The organism is Nocardia sp. NBC_01327 (genome assembly GCF_035958815.1).
Lineage (GTDB): Bacteria > Actinomycetota > Actinomycetes > Mycobacteriales > Mycobacteriaceae > Nocardia.
The window spans coordinates 7,072,442-7,089,250 of sequence record NZ_CP108383.1; the positions used below are offsets into that span (position 1 = coordinate 7,072,442).

At 68.7% G+C, this 16,809-nt stretch carries 17 protein-coding genes; 10 read left to right on the forward strand and 7 right to left on the reverse strand.

The window, feature by feature from the left end:
• Positions 1 to 2 precede the first annotated feature (2 nt).
• The 4 genes from rsmH to OG326_RS32670 all read right to left on the reverse strand — a co-directional run bounded on the left by rsmH (position 3) and on the right by OG326_RS32670 (position 3,066).
• Positions 3 to 983 (reverse strand): 16S rRNA (cytosine(1402)-N(4))-methyltransferase RsmH, encoded by a 981-nt coding sequence (gene rsmH / locus OG326_RS32655; protein ID WP_327140968.1) that lies wholly within the window; start codon positions 981 to 983, stop codon positions 3 to 5.
• A 226-nt stretch (positions 984 to 1,209) separates the two neighbouring features.
• Positions 1,210 to 1,641 (reverse strand): division/cell wall cluster transcriptional repressor MraZ, encoded by a 432-nt coding sequence (mraZ, locus tag OG326_RS32660; RefSeq protein ID WP_327140969.1) that lies wholly within the window; start codon positions 1,639 to 1,641, stop codon positions 1,210 to 1,212.
• Between the two features lie 436 nt (positions 1,642 to 2,077).
• Positions 2,078 to 2,500, reverse strand: a complete 423-nt coding sequence (locus OG326_RS32665) for a DUF3040 domain-containing protein (protein WP_327140970.1) — start codon at positions 2,498 to 2,500, stop codon at positions 2,078 to 2,080.
• Positions 2,501 to 2,625: 125 nt separating this feature from the next.
• Positions 2,626 to 3,066: an SAV_6107 family HEPN domain-containing protein gene (locus OG326_RS32670; RefSeq protein ID WP_327140971.1), complete on the reverse strand. Its 441-nt coding sequence runs from the start codon at positions 3,064 to 3,066 to the stop codon at positions 2,626 to 2,628.
• A 187-nt stretch (positions 3,067 to 3,253) separates the two neighbouring features.
• On the opposite strand from OG326_RS32670, the gene OG326_RS32675 reads away from it, so the two are divergent.
• The 6 genes from OG326_RS32675 to OG326_RS32700 all read left to right on the forward strand — a co-directional run bounded on the left by OG326_RS32675 (position 3,254) and on the right by OG326_RS32700 (position 8,441).
• Complete coding sequence (locus OG326_RS32675) at positions 3,254 to 3,865, forward strand: GNAT family N-acetyltransferase (protein WP_327146650.1); 612 nt, start codon at positions 3,254 to 3,256, stop codon at positions 3,863 to 3,865.
• Complete coding sequence (locus tag OG326_RS32680; protein ID WP_327140972.1) at positions 3,862 to 5,430, forward strand: phytoene desaturase family protein; 1,569 nt, start codon at positions 3,862 to 3,864, stop codon at positions 5,428 to 5,430. Before OG326_RS32675 ends, OG326_RS32680 begins: the two co-directional genes overlap by 4 nt.
• Positions 5,427 to 5,669: a hypothetical protein gene (locus tag OG326_RS32685; protein WP_327140973.1), complete on the forward strand. Its 243-nt coding sequence runs from the start codon at positions 5,427 to 5,429 to the stop codon at positions 5,667 to 5,669. Before OG326_RS32680 ends, OG326_RS32685 begins: the two co-directional genes overlap by 4 nt.
• Entirely contained in the window at positions 5,666 to 6,502 is an 837-nt protein-coding gene (locus tag OG326_RS32690; protein ID WP_327140974.1) for a carotenoid biosynthesis protein, read from the forward strand. Before OG326_RS32685 ends, OG326_RS32690 begins: the two co-directional genes overlap by 4 nt.
• A 131-nt stretch (positions 6,503 to 6,633) precedes the next feature.
• Complete coding sequence (locus OG326_RS32695; RefSeq protein ID WP_327146651.1) at positions 6,634 to 7,281, forward strand: LppM family (lipo)protein; 648 nt, start codon at positions 6,634 to 6,636, stop codon at positions 7,279 to 7,281.
• Positions 7,281 to 8,441 carry a glycosyltransferase gene (locus OG326_RS32700; RefSeq protein WP_442791073.1) on the forward strand — a complete coding sequence of 387 codons (1,161 nt, stop codon included), beginning with the start codon at positions 7,281 to 7,283 and terminating at the stop codon, positions 8,439 to 8,441. Before OG326_RS32695 ends, OG326_RS32700 begins: the two co-directional genes overlap by 1 nt.
• Here OG326_RS32700 and OG326_RS32705 read toward each other — a convergent pair whose 3' ends face one another.
• Positions 8,442 to 9,266, reverse strand: coding sequence for a hypothetical protein (locus tag OG326_RS32705; RefSeq protein ID WP_327140976.1), 825 nt, complete (start codon positions 9,264 to 9,266; stop codon positions 8,442 to 8,444).
• A 112-nt stretch (positions 9,267 to 9,378) separates the two neighbouring features.
• Entirely contained in the window at positions 9,379 to 10,377 is a 999-nt protein-coding gene (locus OG326_RS32710; RefSeq protein WP_327140977.1) for a methylenetetrahydrofolate reductase, read from the reverse strand.
• 424 nt (positions 10,378 to 10,801) lie between these two features.
• On the opposite strand from OG326_RS32710, the gene OG326_RS32715 reads away from it, so the two are divergent.
• The 4 genes from OG326_RS32715 (at position 10,802) to OG326_RS32730 (ending at position 16,355) form a co-directional block, all read left to right on the forward strand.
• Positions 10,802 to 11,938: a polyprenyl synthetase family protein gene (locus tag OG326_RS32715; RefSeq protein ID WP_442790857.1), complete on the forward strand. Its 1,137-nt coding sequence runs from the start codon at positions 10,802 to 10,804 to the stop codon at positions 11,936 to 11,938.
• A 198-nt stretch (positions 11,939 to 12,136) separates the two neighbouring features.
• The gene (gene crtI, locus OG326_RS32720) at positions 12,137 to 13,774 is read left to right on the forward strand and encodes a phytoene desaturase family protein (RefSeq protein ID WP_327140978.1); all 1,638 of its coding nucleotides are present in this window, start codon (positions 12,137 to 12,139) and stop codon (positions 13,772 to 13,774) included.
• Between the two features lie 146 nt (positions 13,775 to 13,920).
• On the forward strand, positions 13,921 to 15,444 hold the full coding sequence (locus OG326_RS32725) for an alpha-(1->6)-mannopyranosyltransferase A (protein ID WP_327146653.1): 1,524 nt from the start codon (positions 13,921 to 13,923) through the stop codon (positions 15,442 to 15,444).
• Positions 15,441 to 16,355, forward strand: a complete 915-nt coding sequence (locus tag OG326_RS32730) for a phytoene/squalene synthase family protein (protein ID WP_327140979.1) — start codon at positions 15,441 to 15,443, stop codon at positions 16,353 to 16,355. The genes OG326_RS32725 and OG326_RS32730 overlap by 4 nt, the downstream gene beginning before the upstream one ends.
• Positions 16,356 to 16,410: 55 nt before the next feature.
• On the opposite strand, the gene OG326_RS32735 is transcribed toward OG326_RS32730, so the two are convergent.
• Positions 16,411 to 16,779 (reverse strand): Rv2175c family DNA-binding protein, encoded by a 369-nt coding sequence (locus OG326_RS32735; RefSeq protein WP_327140982.1) that lies wholly within the window; start codon positions 16,777 to 16,779, stop codon positions 16,411 to 16,413.
• Positions 16,780 to 16,809: the final 30 nt, after the last annotated feature.

The following is a 16,809-nucleotide window of genomic DNA, read 5'->3' on the forward strand; positions in this document are numbered from 1 at the left end:
GCTCACGCCTGCTCCTCCCCAACGATCCGTTCGGCTGCCCGCATGCGCACCGGAGTGGCCCGCGGATTGTCTTCGATCTCCTGCTCGGTCGCCTTCTCCGCACCGCGGGTCAGGATCTTGAATTCCGGTCCCATGCCGGGCAATTCCACGGGCAGGTCCAGCGGGGTCTTCGAAGCGGCACGCTTCGCCAACTCCGACTTGACCACCCGGTCCTCGAGAGATTGATAGCTCATGAACACGATCCGGCCGCCGGGCGCCAGCGCGTCCAGCGCGGCCGGCACCGCCGCCTCGAGGGATTCGAGCTCCCGATTCACCTCCACCCGCAGCGCCTGGAAGGTGCGCTTGGCCGGATGCCCACCGGTACGGCGGGCCGCGGCCGGGATGGCGTCGTAGAGCAGCTCCACCAGCTGCGCGCTGGTGACGAAGGGGGTTTTCTGCCTGCGGCGCAACACTTCCGAGGCGATCTTGCCCGCGAAGCGCTCCTCGCCGTAGACCTTCAGCACCCGGGCCAGATCGCCGTGCCCATAGGTATTGAGCACATCGGCGGCCGTGGGGCCGGTGCTGGAGTCCATCCGCATATCGAGCGGGGCGTCGATGGAGTAGGCGAAGCCGCGTTCGGCCTCGTCGAGCTGCATGGAGGAGACACCGAGGTCCATCAGAATCGCCTGCACACTGCCGCGGGGCGGCAGACCGGCCTGCTCGAGTGCGGCGGCGATGCCGTCATACGTGGTGTGTACCAGCGTGATCCGGTTTTCGTAGGGGCGTAGTCGCTCCCCCGCCAGCTTCAGGGCCTCGGTATCGCGATCCAACCCGACCAGGCGAATATTCGGGTAGGTACGCAAGAAGTGTTCGGCATGGCCACCGAGTCCGAGTGTGCAGTCGAGATAGACGGCCCCGTCGGAACCCAGTGCGGGACCGAGGATTTCGTCTGCGCGATCGAGGAGAACCGGGACATGGCGGGGACCGTCACTGCCTGGGTGCACCTTCGACCTCCCGGACCTCACATTTCGTCGCACGGCCACTGACGGGTCGCTTGCGATCGGACTCTGCACTGACAGTGAACTCTGCACTGAACGGTCGTATCTGCACTGATCAGTGGGTGGCCAATGCCCCAGGGTCTCTGACCGAAGCACGGCACCTGGCGTTGGGGAAGTACGTCAGGGTCCGCGTCGGGCAGAGGCCGCAGGGCACTCGCCTCGCTGTGGGCGCTTAGAAGATCTCGCCCAGCGACTCGTCTCCAGCCTGCGAGTAATCCTCCTCATGCTCGGCGAGGTAGGAATCCCACGCCGCCTTGTCCCATATTTCGAGGAAGTCGACCGAGCCGATCACCACGCAGTCCTTGGAAAGGTTTGCGTAGCGGCGATGCTCAGCCGACAACACGATGCGGCCCTGCGCGTCCGGACGCTGTTCGTCCGAGGAGGCAGCCAGGGCACGGACGAATGCGCGAGCCTGCGGATTGCTTCGAGACGCGGACGCCGCCCGCCGCGCAAGCGCGGTGAACTCGTCCTTCGGATATACGGCAAGGCTGTGGTCTTGACCCTTCGTGACCATCAACCCTCCCGCCAGCTCGTCCCGGAACTTCGCAGGCAACGTGAGTCGCCCTTTGTCGTCCAGTCGAGGGGTATAGGTACCGAGGAACAAGCCGCGACACCTCCTACCGAATCACCCTTCGACTGTTCGGTCTCCTGTAGTGCGCGCTCCACATTACCCCACTTTCCCCCACTTTCAATCGAAAGCGGCGGTGATCTCAGTCCCCGCTTGGCGAACTTCGCAGGTCACACCAGCTATCACCGTGGTGGGGAACTTTCGCCCCAGTTCCCCCGACACGCACGGCTCGCGGCGGAGGGCACCCGACAACAGTTAGCAAACACGCAGATAGCGCCCATTTCCGACGAAAGTGGGCGGGTGTGGGGGAACCGTGTGGGTGATGGTGGGGAGGGCCGGCGGGGCATGGACACGCCGCAGAACTTCCACGAGAAACGCCGTGACGCCACACCTCAAGTCGGTGTGGCGCCACGGCGTGTCGCGCTTGTTTCAGTTAGCCGATACAGCTGTCCGCCGGAGCGGAGCAGACCGATCAGTTGTCCTGCTCGAACCGGCGGCGGAACCGGTCCTCCATACGAGATGAGAACCCGCCCGACTTCTTCTGTCGACCCCGGCCGCCGGGGTTGGCGCCCGCCGCGGGATGCGCTTCACTGCCACGGCCGCCCTGGGAGGTCATCCCACGGCCACCGGACAGCAACAGCACACCTGCGCCGAACATGACAATGAATCCGATCAAGCTGATGATCGGGAAGTCGCCCAGCTTTATGGGCGCGGCGATGCCTGCCACGAGCAGAAACAGACCGAGGACGAACAAAGCCGCCGACTGTAATCTGCGCCGGCCGGTGGCGGAACGCAGGCGTCCGCCCCGAACCGTCGAGGCGAACTTGGGGTCCTCAGCGTAGAGCGCGCTCTCGATTTGTTCGAGCATGCGCTGCTCGTGCTCGGAGAGTGGCACGGTACCTCCCCCGGCACTAGGTGGTGGCGGTCGCCTCCGGGTAAGCGACAGATAGCCGACGTTGGCGGCTGTCTGCCATTAATAATACGAGTTCGATCAGAGAGCTACCACCTACTCGCCGATACTCAGGCCAGCATTCCGTCAACCCACCCCGTTCCGGGACGCAATCGTGACGCTGCGGCCAGCAGATCTTCGACGTCATGCAGGAATGCGCCTACCCGCGAAGAGAACTCGTCGGCGCGTTGATCATCGATCGGCCGGGGCAGACCGGCCTCCAGTGCGGCCCGGGTTTCGGACTGGCCGGTGAAGTAGTCGGCCCACATCACGAATTCGGGGGCGGCGGCCTGCATCAGCACCCAGGCGTTGCGAGAACGCGCACGTGGCGCGCGGTCCGCGCCGGTCAGGGCGAGCACGGCGCCGGCGCCGCGCAAGGCCGCCAGATAGGCCGTGCGGAACCGCTCGGGCGGGTCCTGCTCCCCCGCCGCCTGCATGAGCAGACCGTCGGCGCGCCGCAGGAGTTCACCGGCACGCCCCGGATGGGCCGGACGTTGGTTGCTACCGGACATCGGGTACCTCCCCACTCGCATACCCGGACCACCGTCAAGATCGAACAGGTATTCGAAGGTTTCAATTAAGTTGAATATAAAGACAGCCACCGACAAGTTCCGACGCTCGACCGTGAAAGCAACGCGGGACGGGATCGGCGCTATCGTCGGACCCACCGCCCGCGCTAACGAGAGCTGCGCCTGCCCGATGACCGCCGTCACCCCCAACACCACGCCCGCGCCCGTCGTCGTCGATCTCTCGGCGGCGACCATGCGCGCCCGGCTGCACGACGCCCTCGCGGTGTACGTCGCGGCCATGGACTACCCGCGCGGCACCGAACACCAGCGCGCACCCATGTGGGCCGAGCACACCACCCGGCCCGGCTGGCAGTCCGTGGCCGCGGTCCTACCCGATGACGACGGGCGGCTCGACCTGCGCACCGCGCCCATCGTCGCCATCGCCTACGGGTATCACGGTGCGCCGCACCAGTGGTGGCATCAGCAGGTGTACAGCGGTATGCGGCGCACCGGCTGGCCGGAACACGCTGCGCGCGAACTGCTCTCCGATTACTTCGAATTGACCGAACTGCATGTGCATCCCGCCGCGCAGGGGCGCGGCATCGGCGAGATCCTGCTCACCCGGCTGCTGCAGAATCGGCCCGAGCGCAGTGTGCTGCTGTCCACACCGGAGGTCGACGCCGAGTCCAATCGCGCCTGGCGGCTCTACCGCCGGCAGGGATTCGGTGATGTGGTGCGGCATTTCATCTTCTCCGGCGACACCCGCAAGTTCGCGGTGCTGGGGCGGCGGCTGCCGCTGTGACGGTCGTGATCATCGGATCCGGTCACAATGCGCTGGTCGCGGCCTGTTATCTGGCGCGGGACGGGCATGCGGTCGAGGTGCTGGAACGCGATACCGTGCTCGGCGGGGCGGTGTCGACGGTGGAGCGGTTTCCGGGACATCAGGTCGATCGCGGGTCCTCGGCGCACATCATGATCCGGCACACGGGGATCATCGAGGAGCTCGAGCTGGAACGCTTCGGGCTGCGGTATATCGACTGTGATCCCTGGGCTTTCGCGCCCGCGCCGCCCGGCGCCGACGTGCCGCCGATCGTTTTCCACCGTGATGTGGAACGCACCTGCGAGTCCATCGCCGCGGCCTGCGGCGCCCGTGATGCCGCCGCGTATCGGAGGTTCGTGCAGGTGTGGGGGCCGCGGACCGCGCGCGTCATGCGGTCGTTCGCCGGGGCGCCGACGCCCGGGCGATTGCTGCGGTCGTTCTGGGGGCTCGACGCACAGGGCGGCGGGAGCGCGCTCTCGCGAGAGTTCCTGCAGAGCGGAGACGCGCTGCTGGACAGCTACTTCGACAGTGAGCGGCTGAAGGCGGCGCTGGCCTGGTGGGGTGCGCAATCCGGGCCGCCCATGTCCGAGCCCGGGTCCGCGCCCATGGTCGGGTTCGCGGCGCTCATGCATACGCTGCCGCCCGGCCGGGCCGTCGGCGGCAGCGGCGCGCTGGCCACGGCGCTGGTGGCGCGGCTGCGGGCGGACGGTGGTGTGGTCAGTCCCGGCGACGCGGCCACCTCGCTGACCCGGTCCGGGCAGGGCTGGCGGGTCGGTACGGCGAGTGGGCGAGAACTGCACGCGGACACCGTGATCGCGGGCTCGCACATTCTCACCACACTGGATCTGCTCGCGCAGGGCGGGTTCGACGCGGACACCCTGGAGGATTGGCGCCGCCGCATCCGGGTCGGGCCCGGCATCGGCATGGTCGTGCGCGCCGCCACCACCGCGCTGCCGGAGTATCCCGGTGCCAAGGCCGCCGAATCCGCCACGGGGCTGCAACTTCTCGTCACCGATCGCGCTCAGCTGCGCCGCGCGCACGGGGCCGCGCTCGCCGGTGATCTTCCGCCGCGGCCTGTGGTGCTGGCCATGAGCTTCAGCGCCCTGGACCCGAGCATCGCCCCGCCCGGCGAACATCAGCTTTCGCTGTGGGCGCAGTGGCATCCGTACCGGCTCGCCGACGGCAGCTCCTGGACCGAGCACGCCGATCGTGAGGGCGATCGCATCATCGCCGAAGTCGACGCGCACGCACCGGGTTTCGCCGCCACCGTCCGCGACCGCTTCGTCCAGACCCCCGCCGATCTGGAACGCGAGATGGGCCTGCTCGGCGGCAATGTCATGCATATAGAAATGTCCCTCGACCAGATGTTCCTCTGGCGCCCCCTCCCCGAACTCTCGAATCACCGCGTCCCCGGCGCCCCCGGCCTCTACCTCACCGGCGCCTCCACCCATCCCGGCGGCGGCGTCTCCGGGGCCAGCGGCCGCAGCGTCGCCCACCTCGTCCACCGCGACCTCCGCCGCCCCCGCCTCCGACTCCCCCGCCGATGAGCAGCGATCCAGCACTCGCGAAACGACCCACCGCACCGGCGTGGAAACCCCCCACTCGCCCCGCGCCGAAAACCCCGGTGACACCGGGATCCACCTCGACGGCAATGGCATTCATCGTTCGAGCGGGGACGACCCCCGTCGAATCGGCGGCCATGACCCGCGTCATCCCGGCGCGCCTGTGGCCGGGATCCACCGCCGATTCCCAGCGGCTGCATGCCGGAACGGCGAAATCGGAATGACCGAGACTGTGAATCCGGTGCTGGGCACGCACAAGCGGGGTGCGCAGCGGGCGTTGATTATCAGCGCGACACCTGCGGTGTTGTTGGTGCTGGTGCAGATCGCCTATCCGCTGACACACGGGGTGGCGCGGGATCGGGTGACGGTGGCCGTTGTGCTGTTGTCCGCCGCCACGGCGCTGGTGCATGCGGGGTTGACCCGTGGGGTGCGGTGGGCGGCCGGGCTGTTGGTGATTGTTTCGGGGATCGGGCTGGTAGCCGAGATCGTGGGGACCACCACGGGTGTGCCGTTCGGGTGCTACGAGTACGCGGATGGGCGGCTGGGGGCGGCAGTGGCGGGGGTGCCGCTGGTGGTGCCGCTGGCGTGGACCGGTGGGGTGTATCCGGTGTGGGTGGCGGTGCGGCTGGTGAGTTCGCGTGCGGGGGTGCGGGTTTCGCTGACCGCGCTGGGGGTTGTCGGGTGGGATCTGTTTCTGGATCCGCAGATGGTGGCCGATGGACAGTGGCGGTGGAGTTCGGGGCTTCCGGGACTGCCGGGGCTGGGGCAGATTCCGTATACGAATTATCTGGGGTGGTTCGCGGTGGCACTGGTGATGGCGGGGCTGCTGGAACTGTGGGATCGGACAGCGCCGGACAGCGGTGCGGCGCGGGTGGTCCCGGTGGCGGTATTCCTGTGGACCTGGCTCGGTTCGACACTGGCGCACGCGGTGTTCCTGGGGTTGCCGGTGTCGGCGGCGTACGGGTTCGCGGGGCTCGGTGTGGTGGGATTTCCGCTGGTTCGGGGGCTCAGGGCCCGTCGAATCACACTGCGGCCCCTGGGCCATGGCACGATGTGACCGTGCCGAGTCCGATCACCCCCACAGCAGACGACACGCTCGAGTCCGCGGCACCGCCGCCGTCGCCGGTCCGGCGATCGCGTCGGTGGGTGCGCGTATCGGCAGTCCTGATCTTCGCGGCCCTGGCCGTCATGCTGACCGGATGCCTGCGCGTGCAGGTGTCGATGGGCGTCTCCTCCAACGACCGGGTGTCCGGCCGCATTGTGGCCGCCGCCGTCCCGCAGAACGACAAGGACAAGGGCCCGCAGCTCAAGGCCCCCGACGCGCTCGCCTCCAAGGTGCGGGTGGACCCGTACTCGCAGGACGGATATGTCGGCAGCCAGGTCTATTTCGACGATCTCACCTTCGGTGAGGTGCAGCAGCTCGGCGGGCTCTCCGACCAGACCCAGGGCATGTTCAATCTGCAGTTCAACCGGGTCGGCGATCTTGTCACCCTCACCGGGCGGGTGGATCTGAAGAGTCTGCCGCCGCAGGGCTCCGATGTGCAGTTGACCGTCGCCTTCCCCGCGCGCATCGCCACCACCAACGGCACGCGCGAGAGCGACTCCGAGGTGAGCTGGAAGCTGCCCGCCGGTGATGTCACCTCGCTGCACGCCGAAGTCGGCTACGCGGACCCGAATACGCGCTCCTTCGCGGGCTGGGCCGGGATCGTCGGCGGTCTCACCCTCGCGGTGGCGGCCGTGGTGGCCGTGCTCGCGTACATGACCCGCAATCCCGATCCGCCGGCGTATGTGCGCGCGGCACGCTGGATTCGCAACAGCCGCAATACCCGCGTGTGATCCCCCACTCCGGGGAGTTCGCGGTCCGAGCCGGAACCGCGATCGCCGGACTGGGTGCGGTGACCGCGCTGCTCAATCGAATCACACTGCGGCAGTTGCACGGTGGGGGTACGACGGTGACCGAGGCGGTCACCGTCTGCGTCCCCGCCCGCGACGAGGCCGATCGACTGCCCGGATTGATTGCGGATCTTCGTGCGCAGCAGGGCATTCCACACCTGAGGGTGCTCATCCTCGACGACGATTCCACCGATGACACCTATGGTGCAGCGCTCAAGGCCGTAGGTACGGACGAGCGATTCACGGTGCAGCGCAATGACATAGCGCCCGCTCCCGGCTGGACCGGGAAGAATGCCGCCTGTGCGCGCCTGGCCGAGCTCGCGACCGTCGAGGGCGCGCCCGGTGCGCTGGTTTTCCTCGACGCGGATGTGCGGTTGACCCCGGGGGCGCTGGGCGCGGCGGTCGTCGAATTGCGGCGGGCACAGGCGAGTTCGCTGTGCGCATGGCCGCGACAGCGCGCGGAGACCACGGCCGAGCGCCTGGTGCAGCCGCTGCTGTGCTGGTCCTGGGCCAGCACCCTGCCGCTGGTCCTCGGCAATCGGAGTCTGCGGCCGTCGACGGCGGTGGCGTGTGGGCAGTTCCTGGTCTTCGACGCCGCCGACTATCGCGCGCTCGGCGGGCATGCGGTGGTCGCGGACCGGATCACCGAGGATCTGGCCATCACTCGGGCCCTGCGACGGTCTGGGCGGCGCACCGTGCTGGTCGCCGGTGGGCGGCTCGCCGAGACCCGGATGTACCGGGACGCAAGGGAACTCGAACAGGGCTACAGCCGGTGGCTCTGGACCGCCTACGGCGGGCCCGCGGGCAGCCTCGCCGTCGCGGGCTTCCTGGCACTGGGCTACTGGGTGCCGCCCCTCGCGGCGCTGGCGGGACGGGGACGGACGCGCCGACTGGGGCTGCTGGGCTACACCGCCGCCGTCACCGGCCGCCTGCTGGCCCGTTCGACGGAGAGCGGCGGCGGTCTCACACGTGCGGATGCCCTTGCGGCCCTGGCACATCCGGCCGCCATAGCCGCCTATCTGCGACTGTCGGCGAAGTCACATCTCGCCCATCACAGCGGCGCCCTGTCCTGGAAAGACCGGGCCCTCACCGGCATTCGCTGATCAGGGAACGGGTGTGACACCCACGGTCGGGAAGAAGAAGCAGGACCGGCTGCCATTGTTCACCACACCGAACACGGCGGCCAGCACGGTGCCGGAGCCGGTGTTCACCGGGACCGCGCGCACGCCCCCCGTCGGGAGCGAGCCCGCGAAGAAGTCGTGCACCGCCTGCGCCACCATGGGCCGCAGCTCGCCCGGAACCTGCGGCGGGATCATGGCATTGAGCACATCCGACAGCGAGCCCATGGGCGTGAAACCGCCGTGGCCGGTGGTGAGATTGAGCCAGGCCACCTGCATGCCCGAGGTGTCCGTGCCGTCCTGGTTCAGGCCGTAGGGGACGAAGGCGAACATGGTCTGGCCCGCCTTGACGGCCGAAAGATCCAGTCCCGGAATGGAGAACGCGAGCTTCGGCCAGGGACCGGGGATGGCGCCGGCAATGGCGGGGGCGAGTCCAAGGGTGGTGCCGCCCACGCAGAACGGCGCCGCGGTCGGGTACATGAAGGGCTCGACGCCCAATTGCTGTAGCCCGTCCAGGGTTTGGCTGTAGGCGGCGAACCAGTCCGAGGGTGCGGCAGCCTGTCCGGCGCGGGCGAGGGCGGAGACGACCGCGGCCGTGGCGTGCGGGTCGAGGCCGTTGGCCATGGCGGCCGCGGCGCCCTTGGCCAGCGCGACATTCATGGCGTTCGCCGGTGCGTTCCCGTCGGCGGTCGCGGCTGCCGGAGGATTGCCGGGGAGGTCGGGGGCGGCGTGGGCCGGGCCTGCCGCGGCCAGCACCGCGCAGGCGCCGACTGCGCCTGCCATGCGTACGAGGTTGTGCAACACGGGCATGAGCGTCTCCTCAACATCGCGGTCGAGGTCGCACATTACTCCGCTGACCAGCACATTCCGGACATTTAACCCGGCAAGCCGGACCTGGCTCGCGGGCCCGGCCGACCGTGGATCAGGCGTGTGCCGGAGCCGCGGAGACGGTGTAGCCGAGGTTCGCCAGCACTTCGCTGGTGGTCTTGGCGAAGTTCAGGGTGATGAAGTGCAGGCAGGGCGCGCCCTCGTCGATGAGGCGCTGGGCCATCTCGGTGGCGATCTCGATACCGGCGGCGCGCACGGCGGCGCGGTTCTCCTCCGGACCGTCACCGGCGGCCAGGTGCAGCCGCCGCAGCACCGATTCGGGCAGTTCGCGGCCCGAGAGTTCGACGGCGCGCTCCACCGTGCGCAGTGAGGTGATGGGCATGAGCTCCGGAATGATCGGCTTGGCGCCGGCGACCGGATCGATCCGGGCCACGCGATCGCGCAGCCGGAGGTAGTGCTCCGGATCGAAGAACATCTGGGTGATCGAATACTCCGCGCCCGCACGCAGTTTCGCCACCAGATGCGCGGTGTCCTGATCCAGATCGGTGGAGCGCGGATGGCCCTGCGGGAACGAGGCCACACCCACGTGGAAGTCGCCGAGATCGCGCACCATGCGCACCAGCTCCTCGGCGTACTCGACGCCCTCGGGATGCTGGATCCAGTCACCGAGCGGATCGCCCGGCGGATCACCGCGCAGCACCAGCAGATTGCGAATACCCGCATCCGCGTAGGCGCCCACGATCGAACGCAATTCGGCAATGCTGTGATCCACGGCGGTCAGATGCGCCACCGTCAGCAGCGTCGTCTCCTGCGCCAGCTGACCGGTCACCCGCACCGTGCGATCGCGGGTGGACCCGCCCGCACCGTAGGTCATGGAGACGAACGCCGGATGCAGCCGCTCGAACTCCCGGGCCGCCCGCCACAGCCGCGCCTCGGCCATCGCATCCCGCGGCGGATTGAACTCCACCGAGAACGGCACCGACCCGTCCGGACGCGGCCCGAGCTGCTGAACTATGGAGCGAGTTCCGGACACATGCGGTGTGCGGGAAACTCGGCCAGGGGTCGAATATCCCCGTACATTGTCGAAACTCACGCCCCCAGTTTAAGGGCACAACCCCCACCACCTCCCCGGACCCGACCCACCCCGCCGCGCCGGGCGTCCTATTCCCCGCTCTGCCACGGAAAATACGACAAGCGAAAACCCGAATGGCCGCAGCGCTACGGCCCACTCGAGTCTCCCGACGCAATAACTGATTTCGCGACCTTCGGGATAACTCGTCTGGCAGCGCCGAACCCGTCCCCCGCCCGATCTCGCCACGGGTGCACGGCCCGTCGGGCACCCCGCTTGCCCGCCGGATTCCAGAGAGGCGGCACAGCGCACGGCCGGTCAGGCAGCCTGCCGCCCGCCACAGTTCCGGAGAGGCGGCACAGGCTAGAGTCGTTGCCGAACCCCTGGCCCCGCGTTTGATCGTGGTTTCGCGGCGCCGGCTGTTCCCGCGAACGCGTCGCGCCCGAGAGTGCGGCACACACCTCAGGAGGATCCCCTGTCCGCCGGACCCGGTACCCCGACGCGCCACCCGGTCGGCGCGGGATCAATCGTCGCCGCTGTCGAGGAGCGACTCGCTCACTTCTTCGTCACGCGCCGCGAGTACATCGCGCCGCTGGGGCCGGTGGTCATCGACGCCGCGCGGGCGCTCGAGGATTTTGTGCTGCGGGGCGGTAAGCGCACCCGGCCCGCCTTCGCCTGGACCGGCTGGCTCGGCGCGGGGCACAGTGCCGACGATCCGGAGGCCGATGCGGTGCTGACCGCCTGTGCGGCACTGGAATTGGTGCAGGCGGCGGCGCTCATCCATGACGACATCATCGACTCCTCGCGGACGCGGCGCGGATTCCCCACGGTGCATGTGGATTACGAGACCCGGCACCGTGATGGACAGTGGGCGGGCGATTCCGCGCACTACGGGGCGAGCATTGCCACCCTCATCGGCGATCTCGCGCTGGCCTGGGCCGATGATATGACCCGCGATGCGGGACTCGACCCGGCGGCGCTGCACCGGTTCGGACCGGTGTGGGCGGCCATGCGCACCGAGGTGCTCGGCGGGCAGATGCTCGATATCCACGGCGAGGCCGGCGGTGACGAATCCGTCGAGGCGGCGCTGCGGATCAATCGCTTCAAAACCGCGGCGTACACCATCGAGCGCCCGCTGCACCTGGGCGCGGCGCTCGCCGACGCCGATCCGGAACTGATTGCCGCCTACCGCGAATTCGGCACCGATATCGGCATCGCCTTCCAGCTGCGCGACGATCTGCTGGGCGTGTTCGGCGACCCGGCGGTCACCGGCAAACCCTCCGGCGACGACCTGCGCGAGGGTAAGCGCACCGTCCTCATCGCCGAGGCACTGCACCGCGCCGACCAGACCGATCCGGCCGCCGCGGCACTGATCCGCAGCAGCCTCGGCACGGACGTCACGCCGGACGAGGTCACCGAATTGCGCCGCATCCTCACCGATCTCGGTGCGGTGGACGCGGTCGAACAGCGTATCGCCGGCCTCACCGATCAGGCCCTCGCGGCGCTGGACGCCAGCACGGCCACCGCGGACGCCAAGCGCCAACTGCGCGCCATGGCACTCGCAGCCACCGCACGGTCTTACTGACCACATGGCGGGATGCGATCTGAGCACGGGATCGACAGTGCCGCTCGACATCTCGCCGCGACCAGTGCCATTCGCCATCTCGCCGCGTTTTTCGCCCAGACGCACTGTTCTTCCCGGCCAAAAGCATGCCGGGACGACGAGGAGCGGTCACGACGAGAAGACAACGGGGCGCTGTACCGACCAGGAAGTTGTTGTGGCATGAAAACGGTTGCGGGGCAGACCGATCAGGTTGTGGTTGTGGGCGCGGGGCTGTCCGGGCTGGCGGCGGCGCTGCATCTGGTGGGGGCCGGGCGGCGGGTGACGGTGCTGGAGCGGGCCGATCATCCGGGTGGGCGGGTCGGGTTGTACCGCGGGGACGATTACGAGATCGATTCCGGGGCAACGATTCTGACCATGCCGGAGTTGATCGACGAGGCATTGGGCGCGGTCGGGCATACGCGCGCATCGGTGGGGCTGGAGATTCTCGCGATGGCTCCGGCCTATCGGGCGCGGTTCGCCGACGGGTCCGTCGTCGGGGTGTACTCGGATCCGGACGAGATGACCGCCGAGGTCACCCGGGTGCGGGATGCGGCTGCGGGACAACGGTATCGGCGACTGCGCGGGTGGTTGCAGGGCGTCTACGACTCCGAGTTCGGGCAGTTCATGGACACCAACTTCGATTCACCGCTCGATATGGTGCGGTATCCGCAGAAGCGCACCGCGCTCGTGAAACTGGTGCGGCTGGGCGGTTTCGGGCGGCTCGGGCCTCGGGTGCGCACGCTCATGGGCGATGAGCGACTGGCACGGCTGTTCAGCTTCCAGGCGCTCTTCGCGGGCACGGCCCCGGATCAGGCGCTGGCCGTGTACGGCGCGATTCCGTATATGGACACCTGCCTGGGCGTGTACTACCCGGTCGGCGGCATGCGCGCCATCGCCGACGCCCTCGCGCGCGCCTTCACCGCGGCGGGCGGCACCCTCGAATTGCGTACCGAGGTCACCGGAATCGACTACCGCGGCCGCCGCGCCACCGGTGTGCGCACCGCCGACGGCCGTACCCTGCCCTGCGATGCCGTGGTGGTCACCGCCGATATCGGCAGCCTGCAGCGCTTCGGCCTGCGCCGCCGCCGCGGCCTGCGCGCCTCCCCCTCCGCCGTGGTCGCACACGGCACGGTTCCGGCCGAGATCGCCGCGACCTGGCCGGTGCAGGCGCACCACACCATCGAGTTCGGCGAGGAGTGGGACCGCACCTTCACCGAGATCGCGGCGCGGCCGGGGTGGCGGGGTGGGAGCAGACACGGCAGCGGCACGCTGATGAGCGATCCGTCACTGCTGCTCACCCGCCCCGCGCTCACCGACCCGGGCCTCTACATCGACCGCGCACAGCAGCACATCGACGCCGCCGGGCACCTCACCGGCACCGTCCGCCACGAACCGCTGTCGCTGCTGGCCCCCTGCCCCAACCTCGATGCCGCACCGCTCGATTGGGACCGGCTCGGCCCGTTCTACCTGCGCGAACTCCTGCAGGTCCTGGAAGATCGCGGCTACCACGGCATTTCGGAGCACTTCCGCATCGACCACCTGGACACGCCGCGAACATGGGAGAGCCGGGGCATGCTCGCGGGCACCCCGTTCTCGGCCGCGCACCTGTTCCGGCAGACCGGTCCCTTCCGCACCCGGAACCTGGTGCGCGACCGGGATAATGTGGTTCTCGCGGGTTCCGGTACCGTGCCTGGCGTAGGCGTACCCACGGTGCTGCTGTCCGGGAAACTGGCCGCGACACGCATCACAGGTGATCTGCGACATGCCCGGGCCGGAAGCCCACCCGCCGGGGCGGTAGCAGTGCCACACAAGCACTAGACTGACCGGCGTCCTGACTCCAATGCGGCGGGCGCCGCCGACCTTTCCGGGGGGAACGACCACCGATGCCAACCCCCGATATGGACGTCACCACGACTCTCGACCCGCTCCCCATCGTTTCCGCCGACGCAGTGGCACACCGCCACATGCGCAATGCCGGCGATTTCGCGCGCAGCCCCGAGGGCAAGGCCGCACTGCTCGGCTTCTTCGGTGCGCTCATGATCACCTTCGGCGGTTTCGGCGCGGGCAGTGTGCGCCGCAACGATCCGCTGCTGGAGACCGCGCATCTGTCCTGGCTGCGCTTCGGCCACGGCTACGCGCTCTCGACGGTGTTCGTGTGGATCGGCGTGCTGGCCATGATCACCGCGTGGGTTCGGCTGGGACGGGCCACCATCGGCACCGTCCCCCATGCCTCGGTGACGCTGAACGAACTGCGCGCCATTGTCGGCATCTGGATCTTCCCGCTGCTGTTCGCGGTGCCGATGTTCTCCCGCGACGCCTATTCGTATCTGGCGCAGGGCGCGCTGCTGCGCGACGGATTCAACCCGTACCAGGTCGGGCCGGTGGTGAATCCCGGTGTGCTGCTGGACAATGTGAGCCCGGTGTGGACCACCACCACCGCGCCGTACGGGCCGATCTTCCTGCTGCTGGCGCGCGGCATCACCTCCATCACCGGAGACAATGTGGTGGCCGGGACCATCGCGCTGCGACTGGTCATGCTGCCGGGGCTGGCGCTGATGATGTGGTCGGTACCGCATCTCACCAAACATCTGGGCGGTAAGCCCACCACCGCGCTGTGGCTGGCGGTGCTCAATCCGCTGGTGCTGATTCATCTCATCGGCGGCGTGCACAACGAGATGCTCATGGTCGGGCTCATGGCCGCCGGTATCGCCCTGGTGCTCGAACACCATCACGTGGGCGGGATCGTGGTCGTCGCCATCGGCGTGGGCGTGAAAGCGACAGCGGGCATAGCCCTGCCATTCCTGGTGTGGATCTGGATGATTCACGAACGCGAACGACGCGCCGCCCAGGGCGAGGCCGAACTGCCGCATCCCGCGGTCATGTTCGCCAAGATCGCCGGGCTCGGCGTGGCGGTGTTCTGCGCCGTATTCGTGGCGGCGTCGGCACTGGCCAATGTGGGCATCGGCTGGCTGACCGCGCTGTCCGGCTCGAAGAAGATCATCAACTGGCTGTCGCTGCCGACGATCATGGCGCACATGGTCACCTGGGTGACGCCGCTGCGCATGGAATCGGTGCTGTCGGTGACCCGCATGATGTGCGCCGGTGCGCTGGTCGTGGTGCTGGCGTGGACCTGGTGGCGCTTCCGGAACACCGAACGCGAAGCGGTCCTGGGCATTCTGATCGCCTTCGTGGCGATCGTGATCCTGTCCCCCGCCGCGCTGCCCTGGTACTACTCGTGGCCGCTGGCCCTGGCCGCCGGATTCGCGCTGTCCACCACCACCTTGCAGTGGCTGGTGGGGCTGTGCACCTGGCTCATGCTGGTATTCCAGCCGGACGGGTCCATCGGGCTCTACAACTTCTGGCATGTCGCGCTGGCCACCTTCGCCGCCGTGGTCGCGGCGGTGTCGCTGCGGACCGTCGATCCGCTCAAGCTCAGCGCGCACGTGCCGCAGCCGGCGAGTATCGGCGCGCCGCCCACCCCGGCATGAGTTCGGTGGAACTCGCACTCGCCTACCGGGACTGCCGCCGCATTGCCGCCGAGCACGGGCGCACGTACTTCCTCGCCACCCGGCTGCTGGAGTCCGAGCGAAGACCGGCCGTGCACGCGCTGTACGCGTTCGCGCGCATGGTGGACGACATCGTCGACGACAGCGCCGCGGTGACGCGCGCCGAATATTCGGCGGCGCACCTGGATCGGATCGAGCACGAACTGCGCGGGCGGCTCGCGCAGGCGCCCGCGCAGTCCCTTGCGATCGACGAGGACCGCGTCCTGCTCGCCGTCTCCGACACCATCCGGCGGTATGACATTGCGGCCGAACACTTCTGGGTGTTCCTGGACTCCATGCGCATGGACATCCCCAGCAGCCCGCAGTACCGCGACCGGTACCCCACCATGGACGCCCTGCGCGCCTACATGCGCGGCAGCGCCGCCGCCATCGGCCTGCAACTGCTGCCGGTGCTGGGCACCGTCGTCCCGATCGCCGAGGCCGAACCCGCCGCCGCGGCACTCGGAGAAGCCTTCCAGCTCACCAATTTCCTGCGCGATATCGCCGAAGACCTCGACCGCGGCCGCCGCTACCTGCCCGCCGACGAACTCGCCGCCTTCGGCGTCACCGACGACCTCCTGCAGCACTGCCGCAAAACCGGCCGCACCGACCAGCGCGTACGCCGCGCCCTGGCCCACCTGATCGCCGTCAACCGCGACATCTACCGCACCGCGGTCCCCGGCATCGACCTACTGACCCCCCGCGTGCGCCCCGCCATCCGCACCGCCGCCACCCTCTACAGCGGCATCCTCGACGAAATCGAACGCACCGACTACGCCGTCTTCACCCGCCGCGCCGCAGTCCCCCGCCACCGCCGACTACGCGTCGCCGCAAGGGAATTCGCCCTCGCCTAGGCAGTGCTCTCAACCGTGCCCGGTGCTGAGCGCCGGGCACGGCCGTTATTCAGAATCAAAACGGATCTGCGGCCGCTCGCCGGATTACTTCGCGGGCGAGGTCGCCGTGCAGGGCGTCGATGGGACGGCCGGGGAGGGAATCGTCCTCGGTGTAGATCCACTCGAGGATTTCCTCGTTGGTGTAGCGGCTGTCGCGCATGACCGTGATCAGGGGGGTGACATGTTTGGCGATCGCGCCGGTGGAGTCGAAGAACTCCTCGGGTATGCCGATCACACCGTCGCGGCGGACCGCGATGAGCTGGTGCTCACGCAGCAGTGCGTGCACCCGGGTCACGGCCATCCCCATCAGCTCGGCCACATCGGGCAGAGCGAGCAGGGTCACCGAATCGGGCAGGACATCATCGCTGTAGGGAATGGCACTCACGCCCGTAACGGTAGTCGGTCGGGTCGCTAC

Excerpts from the sequence above, each read along its gene's own strand:
- OG326_RS32670 (WP_327140971.1), bottom strand. The coding sequence starts at position 3,066 with ATGTCCGGTAGCAACCAACGTCCGGCCCATCCGGGGCGTGCCGGTGAA.
- OG326_RS32675 (WP_327146650.1), top strand. The coding sequence starts at position 3,254 with ATGACCGCCGTCACCCCCAACACCACGCCCGCGCCCGTCGTCGTCGAT.
- OG326_RS32685 (WP_327140973.1), top strand. The coding sequence starts at position 5,427 with ATGAGCAGCGATCCAGCACTCGCGAAACGACCCACCGCACCGGCGTGG.
- OG326_RS32690 (WP_327140974.1), top strand. The coding sequence starts at position 5,666 with ATGACCGAGACTGTGAATCCGGTGCTGGGCACGCACAAGCGGGGTGCG.
- OG326_RS32695 (WP_327146651.1), top strand. The coding sequence starts at position 6,634 with ATGCTGACCGGATGCCTGCGCGTGCAGGTGTCGATGGGCGTCTCCTCC.
- OG326_RS32705 (WP_327140976.1), bottom strand. The coding sequence starts at position 9,266 with ATGCCCGTGTTGCACAACCTCGTACGCATGGCAGGCGCAGTCGGCGCC.
- crtI (WP_327140978.1), top strand. The coding sequence starts at position 12,137 with ATGAAAACGGTTGCGGGGCAGACCGATCAGGTTGTGGTTGTGGGCGCG.
- OG326_RS32725 (WP_327146653.1), top strand. The coding sequence starts at position 13,921 with ATGCGCAATGCCGGCGATTTCGCGCGCAGCCCCGAGGGCAAGGCCGCA.
- OG326_RS32730 (WP_327140979.1), top strand. The coding sequence starts at position 15,441 with ATGAGTTCGGTGGAACTCGCACTCGCCTACCGGGACTGCCGCCGCATT.